Here is a 25,007-nt window from a genome sequence, read left to right as displayed (position 1 = left end):
AACCACCACAGAACTTATGAGTAAGAAGCCATTTATGAGTCAATCTAATACTCAAACATTAAAAGCATACGGTTCCGGCAGCTATCTTGCCAGTGATGTGACGGTCCTGCTTGATATCGTTGACAAACAAACCGTCGCTGATGTGCCTGTGGCACAAAAAGAAGCGCTGATCCAAAGTGGGCAGCGTCACTACTCTGATATGCTCACTTTAGAGCAAGCGCCAACAGCGATGCATGAGCAATTATATCAACAAGCATTGGAAGCAGGGACAGACAGAACCGCAACTGATATTACTGATTTAGCGTACACACTCCATCATATCTTTGACAAAAAAGTAGACAGAGAACAACCTCTGATATTGGTCAGTTTAGTACGAGCAGGCTTGCCCATTGGGGTATTATTGCAGCGAGCACTAGCTGACACAGACAGTGACTATCATCTGCCAAGCATACATTTTGGGGTCAGTATCATTCGTGATCGTGGGCTTGATGCGGTCGCACTACAGATGATATTAGACGCTTATCCAAATAGCCCCATCGTATTTGTCGATGGTTGGACGGGTAAAGGCGCCATCTATCAAGAGTTGGCTCACAGTTTAGAAGTCTTTAGTGACCCTAGCCATCCAAACTTCACCAATATATTCCATCAAGGCAAAGGCGTCATCCCTCTACTGACACTCGCTGATCCAGCTGGTGTGGCATGGCTTGCGGCAAGTGCTGAGGACTGGCTCATTCCATCTGGGCTATTAAACAGTACGGTGTCAGGGCTGATTTCCCGTAGCCTTTATACTCAGCCGCAATCAGGACTACATCGCAGTGTGCTTTATGATAATTTAGTACAGGCTGATCATAGTCTTAGTTTTGTAGAGCGTATTGATAGCACACGACAGCAGCTGTCTTTGTCACCCACCTTGCTACCAACCTTTGAGCAGCCTCGCTATCAGACCGCTGATCTGATAGCGAGGCTGGCTACAAATTACGATATTCGCAATCGCAACCGTATTAAGCCCACCATAGCCGAAGCGACACGAGCGATATTGCGCCGTGACCCTGAGCATATCTTACTGGCGACTGCTGATCATCCTGATACCGTACTATTGCGACATTTATGTACCGAACGTGATATCGCTACCAGTGTATTGGGTGATAAAATACTGCCTTATCAAGCGATCACGCTGATTAAGCAGCGCAACAAGGACAGATAAAAAAACGATCAATCATCATTCATTTATCACAGCTTACGATACCAATTATGTCAGATACCCCAAACAACGAATCAAAGCTTTATCGTCATACCCAGTCTTATACCCACCTGATCACTGAGCATCACGCCATGATCAAGCCACATGCCCACCACCCTCATCAATTGGGTGCTAGTCTGTATATGCCGGCGACTCGGCAGGATATATGGCAGGTCATCAAACGTGATAAGTTAGCAACGATTAATAGTATTATTATTTGCCTAGAAGATGCAGTCAGTCATAACGATGTTGAGCTGGCACTTGAACGTTTGCAGACACTGCTAGATACCTGGTACACGCATAAAGACACCATCAATGAGCCATCGAGCCATACCATCAATCCTATCGAGCAGCAGAGCCAACAACCAATACGGCCGTTGGTGTTTATCAGGCCACGTAATCCAGCGATGCTAGAGTATCTAACGGGGTTTTCTCATATTGATCTTATCGATGGTTTTGTGCTACCAAAAGTCGATATGTATAGTCTATCCAATTGGCGATTGGCCTGTCAGAATATCAGCAATGGTCAGCTGTTGATGCCGACTTTGGAGACAGCAGCTGTATTTAATCCTCATCACAACCAAGAGCTGGCGATTGGCTTTAAAGAGGCCTTTAATCAGCCTGTCTTCGCTCTACGTATCGGTGGCAATGATTTGCTGGCGACACTGCGCTTACGTCGTCCAAAAAACAGCATTATTTATGCGTCGCCGATCGGCACGTTGATCTACCAGTTACTCGGCTGTTTTGTGCCCCATGGTTTTTATTTGACTGCACCTGTGTTTGAATACTTAGATCAGCCCACGCTGTTTATGCAGGAGCTGACTCGTGATGTCAGCTTAGGATTGGTCGGCAAAACGGTCATTCACCCCAGTCAAATCGCTTTAGTACAGCAGGCCTACTGTGTACCTACTGGCATGCTCGATGAGGCGCAGGCCATATTACATAGTGAGGCCAAAGCCGTGTTTAAATACAACAACACCATGCTTGAGCCGGCCACGCACCGTGCTTGGGCGGAGGAAGTAATCAGCCGTGCTGCGGTGTTTGGTACTATTAGCGACAGCAGTACTGAGTATGGCTCACGAATGTAGCCTATAGAGTGTCGATCTTTTAGACGCTATCTACATCTACAGCGTGCAAAAACTGACTCATGACCTGATTCACCTGCTCTGGCTCTTCTACTGTTGCCGTATGGCCTGCGCCTTGGATAACAGCCAGCTTAGAGCCTTTAATTGCGAAGTGCATACGTTCAGACTTATGATAAGGTGTCGCTGCGTCCTCGTCTCCTACCACAATCAACGTCGGCGTCACAATAGCGCCTAGCTGCTCATAAACGCCTTTGCGCTCGATGACACCCAGTGTGGCTTTTGTCACACCGACCTTGTGGTTGTTTTGCATGTGCGCCAGCCACTGCTTGCACTCAGATCTGCGCGACTTATCTGCTAAAAAGCTACTGCCAAACATAATAGGCATCACCTTTTTACTCACCCGCTTCATACCCAGCCACCGAATCGCTGTCATCAGCTTTTGATACTTGGGTATGTTTTTTGGATCCTCAGGATCGGCTGAGGTTTCTAATAGCATTAACGAATCTAAAAGCGCTGGCTGCATTATAGCGATACGCTGCCCGATAAACCCGCCCATCGAAAGCCCAACAAAGTGACATTTATCGATCTCTAGCGCATCGAGTAGCGCAATAGTGTCTTGGGTTAAATTGTCCATATCATAGCCAGACTTGGTAATCTGTGACTGCCCCTGCCCACGAAAGTCAAAAGCTATACAGCGATAATCTTTTTTAAAATGTGCTATCTGTTTGTCATACATACGTGTACTCCACAACAGTCCATGAGCAAAAACCATGACAGGCTTTTGCCTATCGTTTGGCGCACTGTCTTCATAATAGATATTGACATCATTCACTTGAATATGGGGCATAGCTACTTCCTTATCATTCGCTGAGGTATCGTAAGTACACTGGGATATATCAAAAAGCGCATATCCTATAGTAACTGGGTTTGCAGCTCCTTGCCAATACCCACCCTCTGTTGTCATAGCTTGTGGGTCATAAAAGCCACCAAGCGTGCCTTTAGCGACCACAAAACCTGCTTTTATAATCAGAGTAAGCTGCTATAGTAATGAGTTGTCAGCAGTGGTATTTGTTAGCCAGCAAACGCTAAGCAAGCACACCTCCCCTCTTTTCATACCATTATATTAAATAAGGAAGTTTCAGATGTCCTCTCTAGTTGAGTACCAAAGCGAAAACCATATTGCCACCATCACGCTCAATGATCCTAAAAGCCTCAATGCTTTTAGCACCTCTATGAAAACAAGCGTCCTAAAAGCTCTTAATACAGCTGAGGCTGATGATGACGTTCGTGTGATTGTCTTGCAGGGTGCAGGCGGTAACTTCTCCAGCGGAGGTGATATCAAAGAGATGCTATCTGGCGGTATCGAAAAGGACATCCTTTCAGATAAACTGAAAGGTATGGTCGAAGGCGCAGGAGAAGTCAGCTTAAAACTGCGTAAAGTTCATAAGCCGATCATTGCTAAATTAGAAGGTGCGGTGGCCGGTGCAGGTATGAACTTGGCGTTAACTTGTGATTTTCGTATCACCGCAGACAACGCTAAGTTCGTGCAAGCGTTCGTTCATATTGGCCTTGTGCCTGATGCGGGCGGCGTATATTTATTAAATCAATTAATTGGTCCTGCTAAGACTACTGAACTTGTGATGCTGGGTGAAAAAATCAGTGCACAAGACATGGCTGACTTAAACTTGGTCAATCAAGTTGTGTCGTCTGCTGATTTAGATGATGCGGTAGCAAAGCTCGCCGCTCGTCTGAGTGCCCTACCAGGTAAAGCTTTGTCGAGTATGAAGCACATGCTCAATACTCATGCTTACTCAGGGCTGAATGAGGCGCTGGATATGGAAGTACATCAGCAAGCTAGATTGGCTAAGACCGATGATTTTATCGAAGGTGTCACGGCATTTGTTGAAAAGCGCAAGCCGGTTTATCAGGGTAAATAACCTAACTCACTCTCCCTAATACTCAATAAAGGCTGCCAGTCGGCAGCTTTTATTTTAGACCAGAGATTGAACACCCTAATTGGGCAGTGGTCAATAGACTTTAAGCAGCTGAGCTTGGTTTCTCTTGATTTGGTAGAGTAAAGACTTTGTCAAACCCTAAGGTAAATATAAAAGTATAAATCAAGAAAAACAGCAACAACGCTGCTTCCATGACAAATGCTTTTAGCACACCGACATCGTACCAAATCATATAAATGGGCAAGCAGATCAGTACCAGCCCGCCCTCAAATCCCAAAGCATGGATAATACGGATGAACAAGGTACGTGACACTTGTCGTCGCCGCTCCCAAGCCTCAAAAGCTGTATTGTAAATAAAGTTCCAGATGACCGCCGCCACAGAGACCATCACAGCGACGGGTAGAGATTCTGCAACATCGCTATCACTAAGTAGCATCAACACATAGGTAGAAGAGATGATAGCGATTATCTCAAAAACAGTGACATATACCAAACGACGCTTAAGGGGAGATAAAGTAATCAACCAAGACTCCAAAGCACAAATGTGCATAATCAAAGTATCGGCCCGTCCCGAAAAAAGTTAAACATACAACAAGTGCAGAGCCACGGTTTCCGCCTGCTTATATAGTATACCTAAGACTGTATTATCAGACACCTACTCTTTTGGGTTACATTCTACAAAGCAAAAACCCCGCATCATGACGATACGAGGTTTATTTTTATCTTACTAATTAGCTTTAAAGCAAGATTAAGTCAACTGAGCCACGTTGATTTTATCCGCTTCTTCAGTGTACTCTTCCATACGATCGAAGTTCATGTACTGATACACTTCATCGCCCATGCTGTTGAGCATGCCAGCGTACTGCTGATACTCGTCGTTAGTCGGCAATTTACCCAGTACCGCTGCCACTGCTGCAAGCTCTGCAGACGCTAGATATACATCAGCGCCTTGACCGAGACGGTTCGGGAAGTTACGAGTAGACGTCGATACCGCAGTAGAGTTCGGAGCGATACGTGCTTGGTTACCCATACATAGTGAGCACCCTGGCATCTCAGTACGAGCGCCCGCTTGTGCGTAGATGTTGTAATAACCCTCTTCCATCAACTGGCGGGCATCCATCTTGGTTGGTGGTGCGATCCATAGACGAGTCTTCAGGCTACCCGCTGGGACGTCTTGTAGCAGTTTACCTGCTGCGCGGAAGTGGCCGATGTTGGTCATGCACGAACCAATGAATACTTCATCAATGGTATCGCCTGCCACATCTGCCAAAGTTTTAGCATCGTCTGGATCGTTCGGGCAGCACAGGATTGGCTCTTTGATCTCGCTCATGTCGATGGTCATATCGATGGCGTATTCTGCATCGTCGTCAGCACGCATGAGGCTTGGGTTTGCTAACCACTCTTGCATCTGCTCGATACGGCGGCTGATAGTACGGGCATCGCCATAACCTTCTGAGATCATCCACTTAAGCAGAGTGATGTTTGAGTTTAGGTACTCAGTCACTGACTCTTCAGATAGAGTAATCGTACAACCAGCAGCACTACGCTCAGCTGACGCATCAGATAGCTCAAACGCTTGCTCAGCAGTCAAGTCTTCTAGACCTTCGATTTCAAGAATACGGCCGTTGAACTCGTTGATTTTGCCTTTCTTATCAACCGTTAGGTAACCTTCTTTGATCGCTTGGTAAGGAATAGCGTGGACGAGGTCACGCAAGGTGATACCAGGCTGACGCTCACCGACGAAACGCACACGGACAGACTCAGGCATATCCAGTGGCATCACACCAGTGGCTGCAGCAAAGGCTACCAGACCAGAACCAGCTGGGAACGAGATACCCATTGGGAAACGGGTGTGCGAGTCACCACCAGTACCAACGGTATCTGGAAGGAGCATACGGTTCAACCAACTGTGGATAATACCATCACCTGGACGTAAGCTGACGCCGCCACGGTTCATGATAAAGTCAGGTAGCGTATGCTGAGTCTCAACGTCAACTGGCTTTGGATAAGCAGCGGTATGACAGAAAGACTGCATGACGAGGTCCGCTTGGAAACCTAGGCAAGCCAAGTCTTTTAGCTCATCACGAGTCATTGGACCTGTGGTGTCCTGACTACCGACTGTGGTCATCTTCGGCTCACAGTACATACCTGGACGTACACCTTCTAGGCCACACGCTTTACCGACCATTTTTTGAGCAAGGGTAAAGCCTTTACCGGTATCGGCTGGCTCTTCTGGCTTGGCAAATACGTCTGAATGACCCAGACCCATGTATTCACGAGCACGGTTGGTCAAACCACGACCAACGATCAATGGAATACGGCCGCCAGCACGCACTTCATCGAGCAAAGTTGGTGAGTTTAGTTTGAATTCAGAGATGATCTCGTCTGAGTCATGCTTAGTGATTTTGCCGTCATAAGGATAGATGTCGAACACATCACCCATGTTTAGCTTATCAACAGCCACTTTCTCAATAGGTAGTGCGCCAGAATCTTCCATAGTGTTAAAGAAGATAGGAGCGATGTTGTTACCTAATACTAGACCGCCACCACGTTTGTTGGGCACATTAGGAATGTCTTCACCCATCAGCCATAGCACTGAGTTGGTCGCAGACTTACGGCTAGAGCCAGTACCGACAACGTCACCAACATAAGCCAGCGGATGGCCTTTTTCTTTTAGCGCTTCGATCTGCTTCATTGGACCAACCACGCCCTCTTCGTCAGCAGTGATGCCGTCACGAGAGTTTTTGTGCATAGCAAGTGCGTGCAACGGGATATCAGGGCGGCTCCACGCATCTTGCGCAGGAGACAAGTCATCAGTGTTGGTTTCACCAGTGACTTTAAAGGTTGTATAAGTTGATTTCTGTGGTACTTCTGGACGGCTTAAGAACCATTCCGCATCGGCCCAAGACTGAATCACTTCTTTTGCGATGTCATTGCCCGCTTCGGCTTTTTCGGTCACGTCATTAAAGGCATCAAATACCAGCAAGGTTTTCTTTAATGCATCAGCTGCTTCTTGGGCAACCTCTTCATCATCAAGTGCGGCAACCAGTGGCTGAACGTTGTAGCCACCTTGCATCGTACCTAGGATTTCAACCGCTTTTTTCTTATCAATAAGTGGTGATGAGGCTTCACCGTTGACGATAGCAGCCAAAAAGGCAGCTTTAACGTAAGCCGCTTGGTCAACACCTGCTGGGATACGGTTTTCTAACAAGTTCATCAAGAACTCTTCTTCACCTGCTGGTGGATTTTTTAGTAGCTCAACCAATTCTGCTACCTGCTTTTCATCTAATGGAAGCGGTACAGTTCCTAGCTCAGCACGTTCTGCGACATGTTTACGATAAGCTTCTAACACAATAGTCGTCCTCGTCGGTTGGTGATCAGTACATCACGTGAGTAGTCAGTATGACTGCCTGCGTTGGTGTACTATATTGAATAATTATCCCGGCTAATATAGCCTATAATGGCTAAAAAGTTAATGGGGCGGGCACAAAATCGCTTACATAGCCAACATTTATTATAAAAATGGATGGTATCACCACCGTGATTATAGGGGCTTTTTGCTCTTTTAAATTCTCAGCACCGGACTTATCTGCTTTTAATATCCTCAATATCAGGTGAACCAGTATCAAGGTGGCTGTTATACTTCCAGCTGATAAGGCTTGGCACATAACACCGCACAAAAAACGAGACCAATAGCGACAGCTTTTATGGTTTATTAAGTTTAAAAAAGGATGACAGGATGGACAACAACTCTCATTATAACAAGGGACTAAACGTACGCACCGAAGTGATGGGCGAGGCACATGTAAAACGCTCTCTCGATGCAGCAACGCCTTTCACTCAACCACTACAAGACTGGATCATCGAGCACGCTTGGGGCAGCACGTGGCAGGATGACACTGTGTTGCCACGTAAATACCGCTCATTAATCACCATTGCGTTTTTGATTGCACAAAAAAGCCCAAATGAGCTAAAAGGACATATTCGTGGGGCGATCAATAATGGTGCAAGCGTGGCCGAGATTCAAGAGGTGCTGATGCACAGCTTGCCATACTGCGGTGCGCCAGCCACTCAAGAAGCGTTTCGTGCTGCTATAGATATATTGAACGAGTTGAATATTGAGCCAGAATATTTTGACAACGATCAGTAATCAAGATTAGTCATCCATTGACAGATGAGCAAAATATAAGCTCATAATCTGCTATAATGACTCCACTCATAAAACATGCTAATAATTCCATAAACCCTTATACTATAAAGGGTTAAGAGATAAGATTATGACTACTGCCGTCCAAACCCATGTTCCTGCTGCCAGAGCAAAGCCCAAAAAAGCCGTTCAAGGCGAAAAGCTACGTGGCTATGACAAAGTGGCCCGCATCCCTATTAAGGTCATTCCGACAGTCGAAGCGAAAAAAAAGCCAGACTGGATTCGAGTAAAAATGTCCTCGCCTGCCGAGGTCGCACGCATCAAAGCCAAACTGCGTGAGCAAAAGCTCTATACGGTTTGTGAAGAAGCCGCTTGTCCGAACTTAGCGCAATGCTTTGGTGACGGTACGGCAACCTTTATGATTATGGGCGATATCTGTACCCGTCGCTGCCCGTTTTGTGATGTGGCGCACGGTCGTCCGAATAACTTAGACCCTGACGAACCTCGCCATACGGCTGAGACCATTCAAGGTCTGGGTCTCAAATATGCGGTGATTACTTCTGTAGATCGTGATGATCTAAAAGATGGCGGTGCGCAGCATTTCGTTGACGTCCTCAATGAGTCACGTGCGCTCAGCCCAAACTGCTTGATCGAGATACTCGTACCTGACTTCCGTGGTCGTATGGATGTGGCGTTAGACCTGCTGTGTGAGACAGCACCAGATGTCTTTAACCATAATATCGAAACCGTGCCACGTCTGTATAAAGCCTTCCGCCCAGGCTCTGACTATCAGCACTCGCTCGACTTGCTCAAAATTTATAAAGCGCGTCGCCCTGACATCGCCACCAAGTGCGGCTTTATGGTAGGACTCGGTGAGACTGAAGAAGAAGTCTATGCGCTGCTTGATGATCTCAAAACGCATGATGTTGATATGATTACCATCGGTCAGTATTTGCAGCCGAGTAAAAACCATGCGCCTGTCGATCGCTACGTGCATCCAGACGAGTTCCAGCGCTATATGGACTATGGCAAAAAAATCGGCTTCTTTAGCATTTGGGCTGGACCCATGGTACGCTCAAGCTACTTTGCTGATCGTCAGTACTATGGTGAAGACTGCCCTGCGCCCATTCGTAGCAAAAAAGCACTAGAAGCTGAAGGCAAGCTTGGCTGTTAGTATTCAACTGATTAAGCCAGTTATTGACAGCTATTGATATAAAAAGGAGACTCACAAAGGTCTCCTTTTTTATTGCGCTCTATCCAAAGTACCTACACTCGCAAATGAGAATATAGTCGGAGTACTTTTAAAACCGCTACGTTGTTACCCGCCCTAGATGTACTCAGTGTACTATTATACACACCTAACGCTCTAAACCGTTAAGGTCGGTGTGGGCTTTTCAGCTGTTTTTATATTCCAAACAGCAATAATCAATACGATAATCCCGCCTATTAATCCTGTCGTCAGCTCTGGATAAATCAGCAGTAATGCACCGACAGCCAGTACACCCCGAATCAGCGGGTTCATAGCGCCCCTGAAGTAGCCTTCTAGCGCTGCACCTAAGGCAATGACGCCTGTTACCGATGTCAATACCACTGTTACGATATCAAGAATAGGTGGTAGCGGGAAATCTTTGGCTGTTACCGCTAGACCTGTGGGGTCTATCATCAGCATCGTCGGACTATAGATAAACATAAACGGCACGATAAATCCGGCCAATGCCAGCTTAAGCGATAAGAAGCCTGTCTTCATCGGATCGCCACCAGAGATACCCGCACCAGCAAAGGCTGCCAGACACACAGGTGGTGTGATATTGGCAAAAATACCAAAATAAAACACAAACATATGCGCTGATAAAATCGGAATATCAAAACCTGCTAACGCTGGTGCAGCCATGGTTGCCGTAATAATGTAGGCAGGAATAGACGGTAGCCCCATGCCCAATACCATCGATGCAAGCATCGTCAAAATAAGCGTAAGGAATAATGATCCTGCACCAAGCGTCACGATAGATGAGGTCATCACCGTACCAAAGCTGGTCAAGCTCACCACCCCAATGATGACACCAACCACCGCACAAGCCGCCATCACCGCCAGCGACTGGCGAGCGCCATCCTCCAGTGCGCCTAAGATATCAGCAACTCCCATGCGAGTCTCTTTGCGTATCATACTGATGGCGACTGTGAAGCCGATGGTGTAAGCGGCGGCATAGCCTACGGGTACGTTTTTTATCAACAGATATATCAAAAACACAATCGGCAATAGCATATGCCCCCGTGCCTTTAGTACTTCTTTGACAGCGGGCAGGTTTTCTTTAGCGATGCCTTTTAGGTCACGGCGCCCAGCTCGAAAGTGCACTTGCGCAATAACGCCCAGATAGTAGAGTACGGCTGGCAATAACGCAGCTAAAGCAATCGTGCTATAAGGCAGCCCTGTGGTTTCGGCCATAATAAAGGCACTGGCGCCCATAATTGGCGGCAATATCTGCCCGCCAACCGAGGCGCTCGCCTCCACAGCGCCTGCAAAATCTTTTTTGTAACCCACCTTTTTCATCAATGGAATGGTAAACGCACCCGTACTAACTACGTTTGACAAGGCTGAACCGTTGATACTACCCATAAAACCACTTGAGATCACTGCAACTTTAGCAGGGCCACCTTTTTTATCCCCTGCTAATGCCAGCGCTAGGTCGTTGAAAAGCTGTCCCATGCCTGAGCGCGCTAAAAAGGCCCCAAACAGGATAAATAAGAAAATAAAGGTCACCGATGCACCAATCGCTACCGAATATAAACCTTCTGTTTTTAAAAACAACTGACCAAAAATATCCCCCATGTCATAAGGGCGTGTCAGCAGCCGTTCAGGCATAAAGTCTAAATGACTGACAAATGGATAGGCCAAAAATATCGATGCCAATATGGGCAAAATCCAACCTGTAATCCGTCTGCTGCCCTCAAGCACGCAGATGACAGTAATAATAGAAAATATGATATCGGTCTGATTGGCCATACCGCCACGTGAGGTGACGATGTCTTGGTACTCGTATATTAAATAAGCCATGCCAGATAATGACAGCAAAAACCATATCCAATCATACCAAGCGACTTTTTTGCGGCTGCTTGTTTTGCTGGCAGGAAAGATTAAAAATATTAAAGCAAATCCAACGCCGACGTGTACAGAGCGCTGTAGCAAAGCAGGCATGGGATTAAAGGTAATATACAAATGAAAAATAGAATATAAAATACAAACAATAGCGATGAAGTACTTGACTGGACCTTGAGTGATATTACGGGTAATTGACTCTCGATCGTATTTTTCTAATATGGCTTTATTGTGGGCTTCTGTGTCGGTAGCAGAACCATTAGCACTATCAGACTGCTCAGATAAATGAGCAGTGCTGCCTAGTTTATTGTCGCTTCTGATATCACTTGTCTGGGCCGACGTACTACTCTGATCCATCACTTGAGAGTTCATGACAAAAATCCTTTTTCAATCTATCTACTAGACCATACGCCTTGGGCGTAATAATGATTGTAGAATAATCTGGTACCCACTGATGAATCAAAATCTGATGGTCACCATAATTAATCTCGCCTTTAGTGAGCCTTGAGACTACCCAATCTAAGTTCGGCAGACTTTCATTGATCTGATAGCCCAGATAACCTGGCTTTTGCACTGTCGCAAGCGCTTCAGTTGAAGGCGTGCCCGCACCGAACGCTTCAAAGTAAGTCGTGGTCAATAGTAAAGCATCATCGTTACGTTGATACTGCTCCTCCCACCACTGTTTTTCTACCGAATGCATCCAGCGCAGCTGAAACTCAGGCTCAACGAAATAACATACCTGTTGATCAGAGCCGTTGAGCCCAATCCCATCCTCAACACTCACTTCAATCACAGACAGACGTGAGGTGATTCCTATTATTAAAAAAACCAGCGCCACACTCAGTGCTACGCCAGTTACTCCCCATAAATATCTACTTGGCAGCTTGCTCATCATAGTACTTTTTAGCCCCTGGGTGGATAGGCGCTACCATGCCGACATTGGCGGTATCTAGACTGATGTCATTGGCGGCTTGGTGGGCTGTTTTTAAACCATCTAAGTTTTCAAACAAGGCTTTGGTTAATTTATAACCATCATCTTCAGATAAGTCAGAGCGTACCATTAGCGCATTCATAATGGCGGCAGTCGGTATCGCAGTATCGTTGCCATAGGTGCCCGCAGGAATCTCAAAGGTTTTAAAGTACGGCTTGGTGGCAATAATTTCGTTGAGTTTGTCTTGATCAATAGTGATGAGCTGTAAATCTAGTCCCTGCTCTAGCTCCATCAATGAAGAGTTCGGTAGACCACTACTAAAGAATGCCGCTTCGATTTTTCCTGCTTTCATACCATCAGCCGCTTCAGCAAAGCCCAGATAATCTACCTCAACATCGTCGTAGGTGATACCAAAGCCATCTAATAGCGTTCGAGCATTGACCTCAGTGCCAGAGCCCTGGTCACCTACCGCAATACGCTTGCCACGTAGGTCCTCTAAATTCATGATGCCAGAGTCTTTAGTCGTCACTACCTGTACAACGTTGGGATACAAAACCGCAATTTGCTGAATATTGTCTATGGGCTGCTCAAAGTTATTTTCGCCAGCGACAGCATCTGTGACCACATCACTAAGCGCCAAAACCATGTCAACCTTGCCTTGGGTCAGCAAATTGACGTTTTCAACTGAGGCGCCGGTGGTTTGAGTTTTGGAGTTGACGCCAAAGGTTTTAGCATAAACTTCTGATAATGATGTGCCAATAATGTTATAAGGACCCGATGCCCCGCCTGTCGCAATAGTGACAAACTTAGTCTCAAGCTTATCAGCAGCAGGTGCTGTCATTTCTGCATCATTGACAGTCGCTGAATCTTCAACGCTCGCCGTTTCATTGTCTGAGTTTGAGCAGGCAGTGAGTGCCATACTCGACGCAATCATCGCTGTGATTAGAGATAACTTGGTAATAGACTTCATTGAATTCTTCCTTGATAAAATAAAACAAAATTGTGTCACAAAAAACACGTATTCATCATAACATTATAATATGCTATAAATCTGCATCGCTGCATATTATCTAACTAACTCTCGAACTAAAGTTTATGATTATACGCTCACTTGTGCTCAGTGCAACGCATGGCATCTATAGCCTTCTGCTATAATGACGCCCTATTGACGTCGCGACTCATAAAAACTAAGGAAATAATAATGACGATAACCTCTTTGATCAAACCGACTTTATTGAGCCTTGGCATTATAGGTGTCATTGGCTGTAGTGCCAATCAAGCCACACTCCAACCCAGCACTCAAGCGATGCAACCCACGTCACCCCAAGCCACTGTTTATTACAATGGTGACATCATCACCATGACAGGTGATACCCCGCAGATGGTGGAGGCGCTCGTCACCCAAGCAGGCAAGATAGCTTATGTCGGCGCTCTGGCCGAGGCCCAATCAAAATACGCCAATGCAGCCCAAGTTGACTTAAAAAATCAGACTTTGCTACCAAGCTTTATCGACCCTCACAGTCATTTTGCGCTGGTATCCAACACCATGGGACAAGCCAATCTGACCGCACCGCCCATCGGGTCCGTTGATAGTATCGACAAAATACTACAAGCGCTAAAAACCTATAAAGAAGACAACAACATTCCTGATGGCGAATGGGTTTTTGGCTGGGGCTATGACGAAACGCAACTGAGCGACGGGCGTCATCCGACCAAAGACGAGATCGACAGTGTCTTACCCAATAACCCAGTCTATCTGCAGCATACCAGTGGCCATATGGGTGTCGCCAACTCCAAAGCTTTGGCTGCTATGGACATTACCGCTGATAGCAAAGCGCCTGCTGGTGGGCATATCGCCCGCATGGCAGGCTCCAACGAGCCAAATGGCCTGCTACAAGAGACAGCCATGTATCCGTTTATGTACGTGCTACTCAACGAGCTTGAGCCCAAACAAGCTCAGTTTTTTGCACAGACCCAAGACTACTATGCCAAAAACGGCGTGACCACGGCCCAAGATGGCTCTACCACCCGTGATGCCATTCAGTTTTTTCAATCACAGGCAGACGCCGGCAAACTTAAAATTGACTTAGTGGCGCTAGCAGGCGTTAGTGATTTGGATGAGAACTTAGCTGACAAAGACCTTAAATGGAAAACCTATCAAAACGGTTTTAAAGTCCAAGGCACCAAAATCATCGCTGATGGCTCACCACAAGGCAAGACTGCTTATTTTACCGAGCCGTATCTGACACCTGTTGATGGCTGTGAAAGCGACTGTCGCGGGCTGCCGAGCCTCAGTCAGGACGAGATAAACGAGATGTTTGCCAAAGCCTATGCACATGACAATCAGCTGTTTATTCATAATAACGGCGATGCAGCGACCGATATGATTATCGAGGCTCACGAGTACGCTGTAAAACAGACAGGGCAAGCTGCTGACAAAGACCGCCGTACTGTCCCTATTCATACCCAGTTTGTTCGACCCGATCAGCTAGAGGCTTTTAAAAAGTATAATATGCTGCCGTCATTTTTTACCAACCATGCTTACTTTTGGGGCGATGTCCATGTCAAAAACCTAGGCGAAAAACGCGCCAGTTTTTTGAGCCCAATTGCAACTGCAGACAAGATGGGACTCATATATACTAACCACTCTGACGACACCGTCACCCCTTTAGATCCACTGTTTTCTGTATGGTCAGCTGTCAATCGCACCTCTCGCTCAGGCAAAGTCATTGGTGAGGAGGAGCGTGCCACACCTTATCAAGCCCTAAAAGCCATTACTACTCATGCCGCTTACGAGCTTTTTGAAGAGGACAGTAAAGGCAGCTTGGTCGAAGGTAAGCTTGCTGACTTGGTGATTTTAGATGCCAATCCACTGACAGTAGACCGCAACGACATTAGGGATATCAAGGTAATCAAAACCATTAAAGAGGGTAAGACCATTTATCAGCGCCCATCATCGTAAACCATACAAATGACGTTGCTGATTGATGAATTCTCAACATGCCCTAGGGTCGCTCAGCAGACCCTAGGGCCTCTTATCCCATTAAGGAAGTGCTTATGACTAATAATATCAATACTGATAACGAGCAAATCATTTCATCTGACAAGATTCATTATCTGCATCATACTTTTTTTGAGCCAACAGATGAGGTTCAGGCGACACTACTGATCGTACATGGGATGGCAGAGCACAGTGGCCGCTACAGTAAGTTTGCGCAGTTTTTAGCCAATCATGGCATAGCCGTGGTGACTTATGATCAGCTTGGTCATGGACAGACGGTCAAAGTACCCGATGAGCTTGGGTATTTTGCCCGTGAGCATCCCGTACAGTCTCTACTAAAAGACGTCATCGTCATGGCAGACACGCTAAAGAGCCGCCACCCGCAAGTCCCACATTTTATTATGGGCCACTCTATGGGGTCATTTATCGTACGTACTGTGCTGAAACATCACGCCCAAGACTTTACAGGGAGCATCTTGATGGGCTCCTCTGATGCCAACCCCTTAATCAAAGCGTTACTGCCTATCAGCAGTATCTTAACAAAGACTGCTCCAAAAAAACGTAATACGCTGTTTGCTGATATGATGAATAAAGTACTCAACAGCAAGCTTGATCATCGCATTTCAGACTCTGAGTTTGCGTGGCTTAATGAAGACCCTGCTGCTGTCAAAAACTATGAGGCGGATCCTTTAACGGGTTTTGAGTTTACCAACAATGGCTTTTTAACCTTATTCACGCTGATGCAGTCAGGTGTAGGTAAGCAATGGGCAAATACCATTAGCAAAGACTTTCCGATGTTGTTTGTCAGTGGGGAAAACGACCCTGTAGGCAATATGGGCCGTGGTATTCGCAATATCAGCCGCCAGCTCAAAAAACAAGGGTTTTGTCGTACAGATGTGCGCTTGTATCCTAATATGCGCCACGAGCCTCTACACGAGCAGCACCATACCTTGGTCTACCATGATATTTTAAATTGGATACAGCACTTAAGTCAGTAGCGGCTACAGGCAAGCTTTGCTAAACTTGCTAGGTTAGCGGCCATACAATTGGCGATAAGACAGCAGGTTTTCTTGTCTATGTTTAAGCTGTTATTGTTTAAGCCTCTATAGCTATAAAACTTCTCTTTCACTCATTTCAGGAACCTTTATGTCATTACAGCAAACTATTGAACAAGCCTTTGAGAGCCGTAACGAATATAGCCCAAGTACTATGCCACAAGAGATACGTGATGCGATCGAACAAGTGCTAGAGCAGCTCGATAATGGCAGCTTGCGTGTCGCTGAAAAAAAAGATGGCGCATGGGTTGTCAATCAGTGGGCCAAAAAAGCGGTACTGTTATCGTTTCGTCTGAATGATAATTACACTCAGCCTGCCGGTGAGCATCTACAGTTTTATGATAAAGTACCGACCAAGTTTGCTGATTGGAGCGAGGAGCAGTTTAAAGACGCTGGTGTACGTGTGGTGCCACCAGCCGTCGCTCGTAAAGGCTCATTTATTGCAGCAGGCGCTGTCCTGATGCCTTCTTATATCAATATTGGTGCTTACGTCGATCAAGGGGCGATGGTAGATACATGGGCAACAGTAGGCTCATGTGCCCAAATCGGTAAAAACGTGCATTTATCAGGCGGTGTCGGTATCGGCGGGGTATTAGAGCCTTTGCAAGCCAACCCCACGATCATCGAAGATAACTGCTTTATCGGTGCACGCTCTGAGATCGTCGAAGGCGTAATCATCGAGGAAGGCGCAGTCATCTCTATGGGTGTCTATATCGGTCAATCCACTCGCATCTATGATCGTGAGACCGGTGAGATTCATCGTGGCCGTGTGCCCGCAGGCTCTGTTGTCGTGCCTGGCAGCTTGCCGTCAAAAGACGGTAGCCATAGCTTATATGCGGCGATTATCGTCAAAAAAGTTGATGCACAAACTCGGGCAAAAACAGCGGTCAATGAGCTGCTGCGTTTAGACTAATTCTGTATCAATGCCCTTATCACTACTGATCACAAGAGATGTTAAAGACTCACTTTAGCATCTCTTGTGCAGCTTTGTATAATCACATGCGTTATAATCCATCGCAAATTTTTTAAGCGCTCAATTTTGGAACGCCAAAGCTTATCCTCTTATCTTTAATAGCGCTTAGTAACGCTGTTAAGCCTCTAAATGCTTTATCAACCTTTGACTGTATTTGAATCTATTATGAGCGAGTCCCCCTTACGTACTCCCGCCATTCCTGTTACTGATCCTGAAGCAGGTCTGCGTTTGACAGAAGTGTTTTACTCTCTACAAGGTGAGGCGCTGACTTCAGGCCTGCCAACGATATTTGTACGCCTAACAGGCTGCCCCCTACGCTGCGTCTACTGTGATACCGAATACGCCTTTACCGGTGGCGAGCGTCAGTCGTTAGAGAGCATTATAGAAACCACTAAACGCTACCCTTGCAAGCGTATTTGTCTGACAGGCGGTGAGCCACTAGCTCAGCCAAATGCCATTGAGCTTATGAAGCGCTTATTAGCTGATGATTATGAGATTTCTCTTGAGACCGCAGGGGCGCTGACGGTAGAAAACGTTCCGCCAGCTGTCAGTAAAGTGATGGATCTGAAGACACCAAGCTCAGGCGAAGAGGACAAAAACCTTTGGTCAAACCTGAACCACTTAACCCAACACGATCAAATCAAGTTTGTCATTATGAATCGTAAGGATTATGACTGGGCAAAACAGAAGTTGTTTGAGCATAAGCTCGATAAACTGGTCGGTACTGTTTGGTTTTCGCCGATGTTTAATGTAGCAGATGATATTGGTGAAGAGACCAGCCTTGATGTTCCTATACTGGCTCGTGAGCTGGCTGAGTGGCTACTGGCCGATGCCCTACCTGTACGCTTTCAATTGCAACTGCACAAGATAATCTGGGCCGATGCCAAGGGCAAGTAATTGCCGCAAAAATAAACGTCGCTTGTCATGTCATCAAGCCACGATACGACAAGCTGTTGCAAGGATGCAAAATGGTCAGACTGATATTGTTAGGGTTGTTGGCGGGTGCTTTTTTTAGTTCAACATTTATCTTAAATGAGATGATGAGCACTGCAGGCGGTCATTGGTTCTGGTCTGCCAGTCTACGCTATCTTTTTATGTGGCTGATCATTACAGCGATTATCTTGATACAGCAAGGTGCTGCTAGTCTCAAAGCGCTGATGACTGTTTTTTGGCAGCATTGGCGGTTTTGGTGTGTGACTGGTAGCATTGGTTTTGGGCTGTTTTATACTGGTATATGCTATGCAGCAGACCATGTCGCTGGTTGGGTGGTCGCAGCGACTTTTATGTTTACCGTCGTTACCAGTCTGCTGGTACTGATGGCTTTTGGGCAACGCTTTGCTAGGAGATTCATTGGTTATGCCCTACTGGTCTTTATCGGTGTGGTCTTGGTCAATGTCAGCGAAGGGATACAGGCTGCTACCGTGGCAAACACAGATATCGCCAATGTTGTTCCTATGGCCGATATGTTGCTTTATGGTGCATTACCTGCCCTTATTGCCGCTTTTAGCTACCCAATCGGTAACCAGCTGGTCTGGCAAGTCACGCACAACTCTCGTGCACAGCCTGAGACAACCCCTCAAGTGGATAAAACACCTAGCCCTAACGGTACATATGATGAGCCGCTTATTTCTGAAGCTTACGACTTACCTTCTTCTCTAAATGATGCGACCATCAACAGTGAGGGCACAGACAACCAAAGCCAGCTTACGGTGACGTCACTTCCATCAACATTACAGGCGTTTATCGACCGTATCCCCACCATCGAAACCACCCTACTGCACAATGCCTTTAACAAAGTCTGGCTTATGACGCTGGGTAGTTTGCCATTTTGGCTGCTGTTAGGCATGATAATGCGACCTGAGGCACCTGAAATCTCACAGCTATTTAACACTTTGCTTGTGGCTTTACTGGCAGGGGTTGCAGCGACGACTATTTTTTTATATGCCCGTGGACAGGCCGCAACCTCAAGCGAAGTGGCTGGAGTCGACGCCACTCAAGCCAGTGAAGTGGTATTTGCATTGATTGGTGGTATATTACTATTGGACAACTCGATTCCCTCGACCATGGGTCTGGTGGGTATCGCTTTGATTATAATAGGATTGATTTTGTTTGCAAAAGACGGCTAACACGCACATTGCTGCCTGATTAATCCTACTGCTACAACACTGATATAGCTCACATATAGAACCAACACAGTTGATTATATCCAGACGGCTCACTTTAACGATCATTACTTGGTACGACAACCATGGTTAACGATTTGATTTTTCCTGACATTCTCCTGTACCTCCTAGATATGGTGGGGGTGATTGCTTGCGCTATTGCCGGTACTTTACTGGCACAGCATAAGGGTTTTGATATCACAGGTTGTATCTTAGTCTCCATGGCCAATGCCGTGGGCGGTGGTACGTTACGAGATATTGCGCTGGACAGACACCCTTTATTTTGGATGACAGACCTTAATTATATGTTTGTCATTACGGCGACGTCTCTTATTTTGCAGACCTTTTTTCATCTTTATCATAAGATTGATAGAGCGGTAAAACTGTTTGATGCTATTGGTCTTGCCGCCTTTAGTGTTATTGGTTTCAAAGTCGCACTGCATCAAGACATGTCACCCTTGATTGCTATTATGATGGGTGTTTGGACAGCGATTATCGGTGGCCTGCTGCGGGATATTGTCTGTAATCAGATTCCACTGGTTCTGCAACGTGAAATCTATATTACTGCCAGCATTGTCGGATCGGTAGCTTACTTGTTTTTTGACTATCTAGGGATGAATGCAGGGCTCAACGAGTTTGTTATGTTGGGCATTATTTTTTGGGTACGTATGTTGGCGCTACGTTTCGACTGGCACCTACCGTCCATTCGTTTGGTAGATTAAGGTTGGATAACCGCCAAGTCTTTTACCATCAGCTGTAGACTTTGTTTGCCATTCCATTCATTGATATCGAGCTCAAACAACAGATGCACTTGCTCAGCACGATAGTCCCAGACCTCAGTATCGAAGTTAAAGCAAATCGCTTCGATGGGGTATTGTACACCTGGATAACGTAAAGATAATTTGAGATGCTTGTCTTTTAATATCTTAAAACTCAGTACGTCAAATACGCCATCAAATACAGGCGGGGCAAAGCCATGGCCCCAGATGCTTGCCTCAGCCAAGTGCTCTGCAAACCACAAGCTAAAGTCACTTGCTTGTAGCGCCCCATCAGTGAGTTTTTGTTCAAAAAACACCGCATCATCCAATTCTGCCATGACCTCATTGAACGCTTGAACAAAACCTGTAAAGTGACCACGCTTAATCGTCAAACCTGCTGCCATCGCATGACCCCCAAAGTGACTGATCAAATCAGGGTGGCGCTCAGCGACCATTTCGATGGCATCACGGATATGTACGCCAGCTATAGAACGGGCCGAACCTTTGATCGCATCGTCATGGTCTGTATGCGCTTTATCTGCTGGTGCAAAGACGATACTTGGCAAATAATGATGTTCTTTTAACCGTCCTGCAACGATACCGATGACGCCTTGGTGCCAGTCATCTTGATACAGCACAATACTGCGCTTACCTGTACTGCTGGTATCAGCAGCCAACGTCTGTACGATATTATCCGCTTGCTTGCGCATCTCGCCTTCTACCTGACGACGGGTACGGTTGAGGTGCTCAAGCTCTTGCGCCAGACGCTGGGCGGTACGCCAGTCTTCAGTCAATAAACACTCAATACCGATACGCATATTATCCATACGTCCAGCAGCGTTAATACGTGGACCCAATACAAACCCAAAATCCTGCGCCTGCAATTGCTTGGGATCACGGCCTGCTTGCTCAAGCAGTGCTAAGATACCTAAGCAGCAGCGTCCTTGACGAATTGCCGCCAGACCATGATGAACCAAGATACGATTGTTTTTATCAAGCACACCAACGTCAGCGATCGTGCCCAGCGCCACTAAATCTAAATACTGGCTGACCTGCACGCTAGTCTTGCCCGCCTCACGGCGCTGCTTGGCCAAGCGTCCGAGTACATAAAACGCCACACCGACCCCGACGAGCGCCTTGCTAGCAAAATGACACTCAAGCTGATTAGGATTGACTACTGCTTCAGCAGGCGGTGTTTCTTTGGTCGTGAGATGATGATCAGTAATGATAACGGTAATGCCATCTGCTTGCGCACGTGCCACCCCTTCATGGCTTGAGATACCGTTGTCCACCGTCACTATCACGTCTGGCTGATAGGTCTTAATACCCAACTCAACAATCTCAGGTGTCAAACCATAACCATACTTAAAGCGATCAGGAACCAAAAAGTCGACAACTGCCCCCATAGCAGTCAAAGCCCGCATCATCAATGCCGTACTCGTAGCACCATCGCAGTCAAAGTCACCGACTATCAAGATTCGCTGGGCATTGTCGATAGCAGCATCTAACAAGTCCACGGCCTCAGTGACGCCATGCAGCTGCTCAGCAGGCAATAGTCCAGACAGACTGACCTCCAGCTCATCAGGTGCAGTAATACCACGGCCAGCATACAGGCGTGCCAGTGTTAGTGATTGGGCAGCAAGAGGCTGCAAAGCCATGGGCAACTCGTCGATGCGAGTGCCTTGATAACGGGGGGTTAAATTTAGCATGGCTGTATTCTACTGACTTTGACTCAAGGTCACAATCACAACTTATGGGAGTTTCGATATTTTATGGCATTTCAGTACATGGTTTACTCTTGCATCTTATCAGCCTGACGGTTATGTTAAAAAAAGCCAGTTAAAGGATCGATAGACAGCTGACTTCAAACAGTTATAGATGGAGACGCACTTCTGATGTACATTTTATGGGTATGCTTTGTTTACAAAAACTGTGCATATGCATCGTATTTTTCTGCATTTTGCTACAAAGCCATGATTGTATGTCGCCTACAAACCCATAGAATAGTAACTATCGAGTCATAGCCATTTATCGTTTGCTAGCTCTAAAACATTTAACACTCTCATATAATAAGGAAGCTTTATGAAAACCACCCCAGCGGCCGAAAAACTACCAAACACCATCGATCCAAACTTAGATTTGGATCAAGTAAAAAAAGAGTGTAAGAAACTCGTAAAAAAACGGGCCAGAGTTTCTGCTGGTGTCGCCATCGTACCCGTCCCTTTTTTTGATGTCGCTGTCGATGCCGGCATGCTTACCCATTTACTGCCTGAGATAAGTGAGCGCTTTGGTCTGATCGAAGGCCGAGAGTCTGCTGTCGACTTAGAGTCACGTGAGATTCATTGGCAGGCGTTAAAAGACCGTACGGTTGACTTTGCAGGCCTCATGGCGACACGTGGTATCGTCAAAAAAACCATTCAGGGCTTCGGTGGACGTATCGCTGCCAAGCAAGTGACCAAGTTCATCCCACTAGGCGGTCAATTGGTGGCAGCAACGATGGGTTATACGATATTTAGAAAAATCGCCAACGATCATATTAATGAATGCTATAAGTTAGCAAAAGACATTCAGAAAAAAGAAAGCAGCCAAAACGTCTAAAATCACTTGTACTAGTAGTTGTTGACAAGAAAAAACCAGCTGAGAGAGTCTTTCCAGCTGGTTTTTCGACGTAAGAGGCTTCGAAATGAAAAAAGTGTAAAATAAACGCCGCTTATTTAAGCGGCAGTCATATCAAAATCAGCATACTACTCTAGGGCGTGTCCTCAATCTGAACGATTGCATCTAAATGGACTAAAAATGGCTAAATTTTGCCAAACGGCGTCAAATAACTGGCTAGTATCCCGATATTATCTGCGTTATTTTCCTTGTTTGACTTCAATTTATCTCATTTTTATCATAATTTTCAAAATGAGGACACGCCCTAGTCTTTATCAGCTTCTGTAATCACAGTATCGCCATCTAAAGCTGCCGTCATTGGCAAGACTTTGTTGATACGAAAATACTTTGAATGACTGTTTATAATCTCATTCACACTATCGATTAAATCTTCAATCACATCATCATAGATACCGTGATGCAGCTCGGTGTCAAAAGTGGTAAAAGGGTGTTTACGTGCTGCTGCTCTAACATCGGTAATCCCTTCTTTACTATAAAAAATATTGACGCTGCCGTCGCTGTTTAGGATACACTTTAAGTCGCCATCTTCAACTCTCATTTCATATTGTTTAGGCGTAAAGATATAGTCATCTACATCGAGTAATTGTTGTTCTATACCTTTTTTAAATAACGCTTTTACATCCATTATCTTTATCCTTATTATTTAAAAACACTGAATAGAGCAAACTGGTATTAGCTGCGCTCATCTGTCTATCTTATTAAAGATATGACGATATTTTAAGAGTAACTATGTAAACCTACGTTTATGCCAGTAAGGGAAACGGCGTAAAAGGGTTAAACCCTGTCTGTCATCTCTGCAGATACTACGAGCTAACTGATGAGATTACTCTGAGCTGTTTTTACTCATCAAACCCAGCCTTTTTTGCGAAAGCGCTTTAATGCTTTAATAAATACTGCCATCTCGTCAGGTGTACCAAGCGTCAAGCGGTTGAACCCCTCAATCGGTGGAAAAGCCCGTCCAACCACAATGTCCTGCTCTTGCATTCTATCTATGTAGGTTTGGACATCACCTTTGACTTCATGAAAGATAAAGTTAGCTTGTGAAGGCAGATAACGCAGTCCTAGCTCGTCTAATGCCTCTTCTATCATCTGCCGAGACTGATTGGTTGTACGCAAACTGTGCGCCAAAAACGCCTCATCATTCAAGGTCGCTAGCACGGCTACTGCTCCTGACAGATTGGTGTTGTCTATAGACATAAAGTCTTCGACAGCGGCTGTGGTTTTGGGACTCGCAATCGCATACCCCATCCGCATGGCTGCTAGCGCACAGAGCTTCGAGAAAGTGCGAATCACGATTATATTATCTGACAGCTGTTGCCTCACCCATTCGACACCGCTCTCAAAGTCTGGGTCGGTAATATACTCTGAATAAGCCTGATCGATTAAAAAGTAATGATGCGCAGGGGCATTTTTTATCCAAGACTTAAGCTTATCGGTTGCAGTAATCGTTGCTGTTGGGTTATTAGGATTACAAATATAAAACAGGCTGATACCAGCAAACGCATCTGCAGCGCTTTGAAGCGCATCAAAGTCCAAATCATGACTGTGTGGGGTAAGAGGTACTTTGACCACGGACTCACCGATTGAGTGCGTATACAACTCTGCATAGGCAAAAGTAGGGTCTGGGACGATGACTTGCAGAGACTGGCCTTGTTTTAGCGCTTTGATTTGCAGCATTTGTAGCACTGCTCGAATGTTCTCGCTTGAGCCGTTGCCGAGCGAGACTTGGTTCTCTGCCACACCATTGATTTCAGCAATCTTACTGATAAGAGCAGCACGCTGATCATCTGGATAACGAAAGCCAATATCTAAAGTATCGATAATGGCTTGTTTGGCAGATTCTGCCATGCCTAAAGAGTTTTCGTTAGAGTTTAATTCGAGTAAATTATGAGTATGCACAGTGATAAATTGACCTAATAAGTATGTGGGT

The 25,007-nt window shown here is 45.9% G+C and carries 21 protein-coding genes; 12 read left to right on the top strand and 9 right to left on the bottom strand.

What is annotated here, in order from left to right:
- Nucleotides 1–34: 34 nt before the first annotated feature.
- Nucleotides 35–1,204 carry a cysteine protease StiP domain-containing protein gene (locus J3492_RS01445; protein WP_207988951.1) on the top strand — a complete coding sequence of 390 codons (1,170 nt, stop codon included), beginning with the start codon at nt 35–37 and terminating at the stop codon, nt 1,202–1,204.
- 47 nt (nt 1,205–1,251) lie between these two features.
- Nucleotides 1,252–2,328 carry an HpcH/HpaI aldolase/citrate lyase family protein gene (locus tag J3492_RS01440; protein WP_207988949.1) on the top strand — a complete coding sequence of 359 codons (1,077 nt, stop codon included), beginning with the start codon at nt 1,252–1,254 and terminating at the stop codon, nt 2,326–2,328.
- Nucleotides 2,329–2,347: 19 nt separating this feature from the next.
- On the opposite strand, the gene J3492_RS01435 is transcribed toward J3492_RS01440, so the two are convergent.
- Nucleotides 2,348–3,172, bottom strand: a complete 825-nt coding sequence (locus J3492_RS01435) for an alpha/beta fold hydrolase (RefSeq protein WP_207988947.1) — start codon at nt 3,170–3,172, stop codon at nt 2,348–2,350.
- Between the two features lie 295 nt (nt 3,173–3,467).
- Here J3492_RS01435 and J3492_RS01430 point away from each other — a divergent pair, with 295 nt between their 5' ends.
- Complete coding sequence (locus tag J3492_RS01430; RefSeq protein ID WP_207988945.1) at nt 3,468–4,262, top strand: enoyl-CoA hydratase/isomerase family protein; 795 nt, start codon at nt 3,468–3,470, stop codon at nt 4,260–4,262.
- A 100-nt stretch (nt 4,263–4,362) separates the two neighbouring features.
- Here the strand turns inward: J3492_RS01430 and J3492_RS01425 are convergent, their stop codons facing one another.
- Both J3492_RS01425 and acnB read right to left on the bottom strand, forming a co-directional pair.
- Entirely contained in the window at nt 4,363–4,803 is a 441-nt protein-coding gene (locus J3492_RS01425; protein ID WP_243453031.1) for a PACE efflux transporter, read from the bottom strand.
- Between the two features lie 225 nt (nt 4,804–5,028).
- Complete coding sequence (gene acnB, locus J3492_RS01420; protein ID WP_207988943.1) at nt 5,029–7,632, bottom strand: bifunctional aconitate hydratase 2/2-methylisocitrate dehydratase; 2,604 nt, start codon at nt 7,630–7,632, stop codon at nt 5,029–5,031.
- A 387-nt stretch (nt 7,633–8,019) separates the two neighbouring features.
- Here acnB and J3492_RS01415 point away from each other — a divergent pair, with 387 nt between their 5' ends.
- Together J3492_RS01415 and lipA are read left to right on the top strand one after the other, a co-directional pair.
- On the top strand, nt 8,020–8,430 hold the full coding sequence (locus tag J3492_RS01415) for a carboxymuconolactone decarboxylase family protein (protein WP_207988941.1): 411 nt from the start codon (nt 8,020–8,022) through the stop codon (nt 8,428–8,430).
- A 127-nt stretch (nt 8,431–8,557) separates the two neighbouring features.
- Nucleotides 8,558–9,601, top strand: coding sequence for a lipoyl synthase (gene lipA, locus J3492_RS01410; protein ID WP_207988939.1), 1,044 nt, complete (start codon nt 8,558–8,560; stop codon nt 9,599–9,601).
- A 192-nt stretch (nt 9,602–9,793) separates the two neighbouring features.
- Here lipA and J3492_RS01405 read toward each other — a convergent pair whose 3' ends face one another.
- From J3492_RS01405 to J3492_RS01395, 3 genes are read right to left on the bottom strand one after another with little or no spacing between them, the layout of a single operon-like run.
- Nucleotides 9,794–11,893: a TRAP transporter permease gene (locus J3492_RS01405; protein WP_243453030.1), complete on the bottom strand. Its 2,100-nt coding sequence runs from the start codon at nt 11,891–11,893 to the stop codon at nt 9,794–9,796.
- Nucleotides 11,865–12,413: a DUF1850 domain-containing protein gene (locus J3492_RS01400; RefSeq protein WP_243453029.1), complete on the bottom strand. Its 549-nt coding sequence runs from the start codon at nt 12,411–12,413 to the stop codon at nt 11,865–11,867. The genes J3492_RS01405 and J3492_RS01400 overlap by 29 nt, the downstream gene beginning before the upstream one ends.
- Nucleotides 12,394–13,422: a TAXI family TRAP transporter solute-binding subunit gene (locus J3492_RS01395; RefSeq protein ID WP_207988935.1), complete on the bottom strand. Its 1,029-nt coding sequence runs from the start codon at nt 13,420–13,422 to the stop codon at nt 12,394–12,396. The genes J3492_RS01400 and J3492_RS01395 overlap by 20 nt, the downstream gene beginning before the upstream one ends.
- Nucleotides 13,423–13,653: 231 nt before the next feature.
- Here J3492_RS01395 and J3492_RS01390 point away from each other — a divergent pair, with 231 nt between their 5' ends.
- From J3492_RS01390 to J3492_RS01365, 6 genes are all read left to right on the top strand, one after another.
- Nucleotides 13,654–15,414, top strand: a complete 1,761-nt coding sequence (locus J3492_RS01390; protein WP_207988933.1) for an amidohydrolase — start codon at nt 13,654–13,656, stop codon at nt 15,412–15,414.
- Between the two features lie 95 nt (nt 15,415–15,509).
- Nucleotides 15,510–16,451, top strand: coding sequence for an alpha/beta fold hydrolase (locus tag J3492_RS01385; protein WP_207988930.1), 942 nt, complete (start codon nt 15,510–15,512; stop codon nt 16,449–16,451).
- 148 nt (nt 16,452–16,599) lie between these two features.
- Nucleotides 16,600–17,421, top strand: coding sequence for a 2,3,4,5-tetrahydropyridine-2,6-dicarboxylate N-succinyltransferase (dapD, locus tag J3492_RS01380; RefSeq protein WP_207988928.1), 822 nt, complete (start codon nt 16,600–16,602; stop codon nt 17,419–17,421).
- Between the two features lie 225 nt (nt 17,422–17,646).
- On the top strand, nt 17,647–18,378 hold the full coding sequence (queE, locus tag J3492_RS01375; RefSeq protein ID WP_207988927.1) for a 7-carboxy-7-deazaguanine synthase QueE: 732 nt from the start codon (nt 17,647–17,649) through the stop codon (nt 18,376–18,378).
- A 71-nt stretch (nt 18,379–18,449) separates the two neighbouring features.
- Complete coding sequence (locus J3492_RS01370) at nt 18,450–19,607, top strand: multidrug resistance efflux transporter family protein (protein ID WP_207988924.1); 1,158 nt, start codon at nt 18,450–18,452, stop codon at nt 19,605–19,607.
- A gap of 122 nt (nt 19,608–19,729) precedes the next feature.
- Nucleotides 19,730–20,365, top strand: a complete 636-nt coding sequence (locus tag J3492_RS01365; protein WP_207988922.1) for a trimeric intracellular cation channel family protein — start codon at nt 19,730–19,732, stop codon at nt 20,363–20,365.
- Here the strand turns inward: J3492_RS01365 and recJ are convergent.
- Entirely contained in the window at nt 20,362–22,110 is a 1,749-nt protein-coding gene (gene recJ / locus J3492_RS01360) for a single-stranded-DNA-specific exonuclease RecJ (RefSeq protein ID WP_207988919.1), read from the bottom strand. The two genes, J3492_RS01365 and recJ, sit on opposite strands and share 4 nt — an antisense overlap.
- A gap of 373 nt (nt 22,111–22,483) precedes the next feature.
- On the opposite strand from recJ, the gene J3492_RS01355 reads away from it, so the two are divergent.
- Nucleotides 22,484–22,999, top strand: coding sequence for a hypothetical protein (locus J3492_RS01355; RefSeq protein ID WP_207988917.1), 516 nt, complete (start codon nt 22,484–22,486; stop codon nt 22,997–22,999).
- Between the two features lie 322 nt (nt 23,000–23,321).
- Here J3492_RS01355 and J3492_RS01350 read toward each other — a convergent pair whose 3' ends face one another.
- Both J3492_RS01350 and J3492_RS01345 read right to left on the bottom strand, forming a co-directional pair.
- Nucleotides 23,322–23,702 (bottom strand): hypothetical protein, encoded by a 381-nt coding sequence (locus J3492_RS01350; protein WP_243453028.1) that lies wholly within the window; start codon nt 23,700–23,702, stop codon nt 23,322–23,324.
- Nucleotides 23,703–23,923: 221 nt separating this feature from the next.
- On the bottom strand, nt 23,924–24,976 hold the full coding sequence (locus tag J3492_RS01345) for a pyridoxal phosphate-dependent aminotransferase (protein WP_341534074.1): 1,053 nt from the start codon (nt 24,974–24,976) through the stop codon (nt 23,924–23,926).
- Nucleotides 24,977–25,007 lie beyond the last annotated feature (31 nt).

Source organism: Psychrobacter coccoides, from assembly GCF_017498085.1.
In the GTDB taxonomy this organism is placed as follows: domain Bacteria; phylum Pseudomonadota; class Gammaproteobacteria; order Pseudomonadales; family Moraxellaceae; genus Psychrobacter; species Psychrobacter coccoides.
This window is presented reverse-complemented; position numbering and strand designations above follow the sequence as displayed.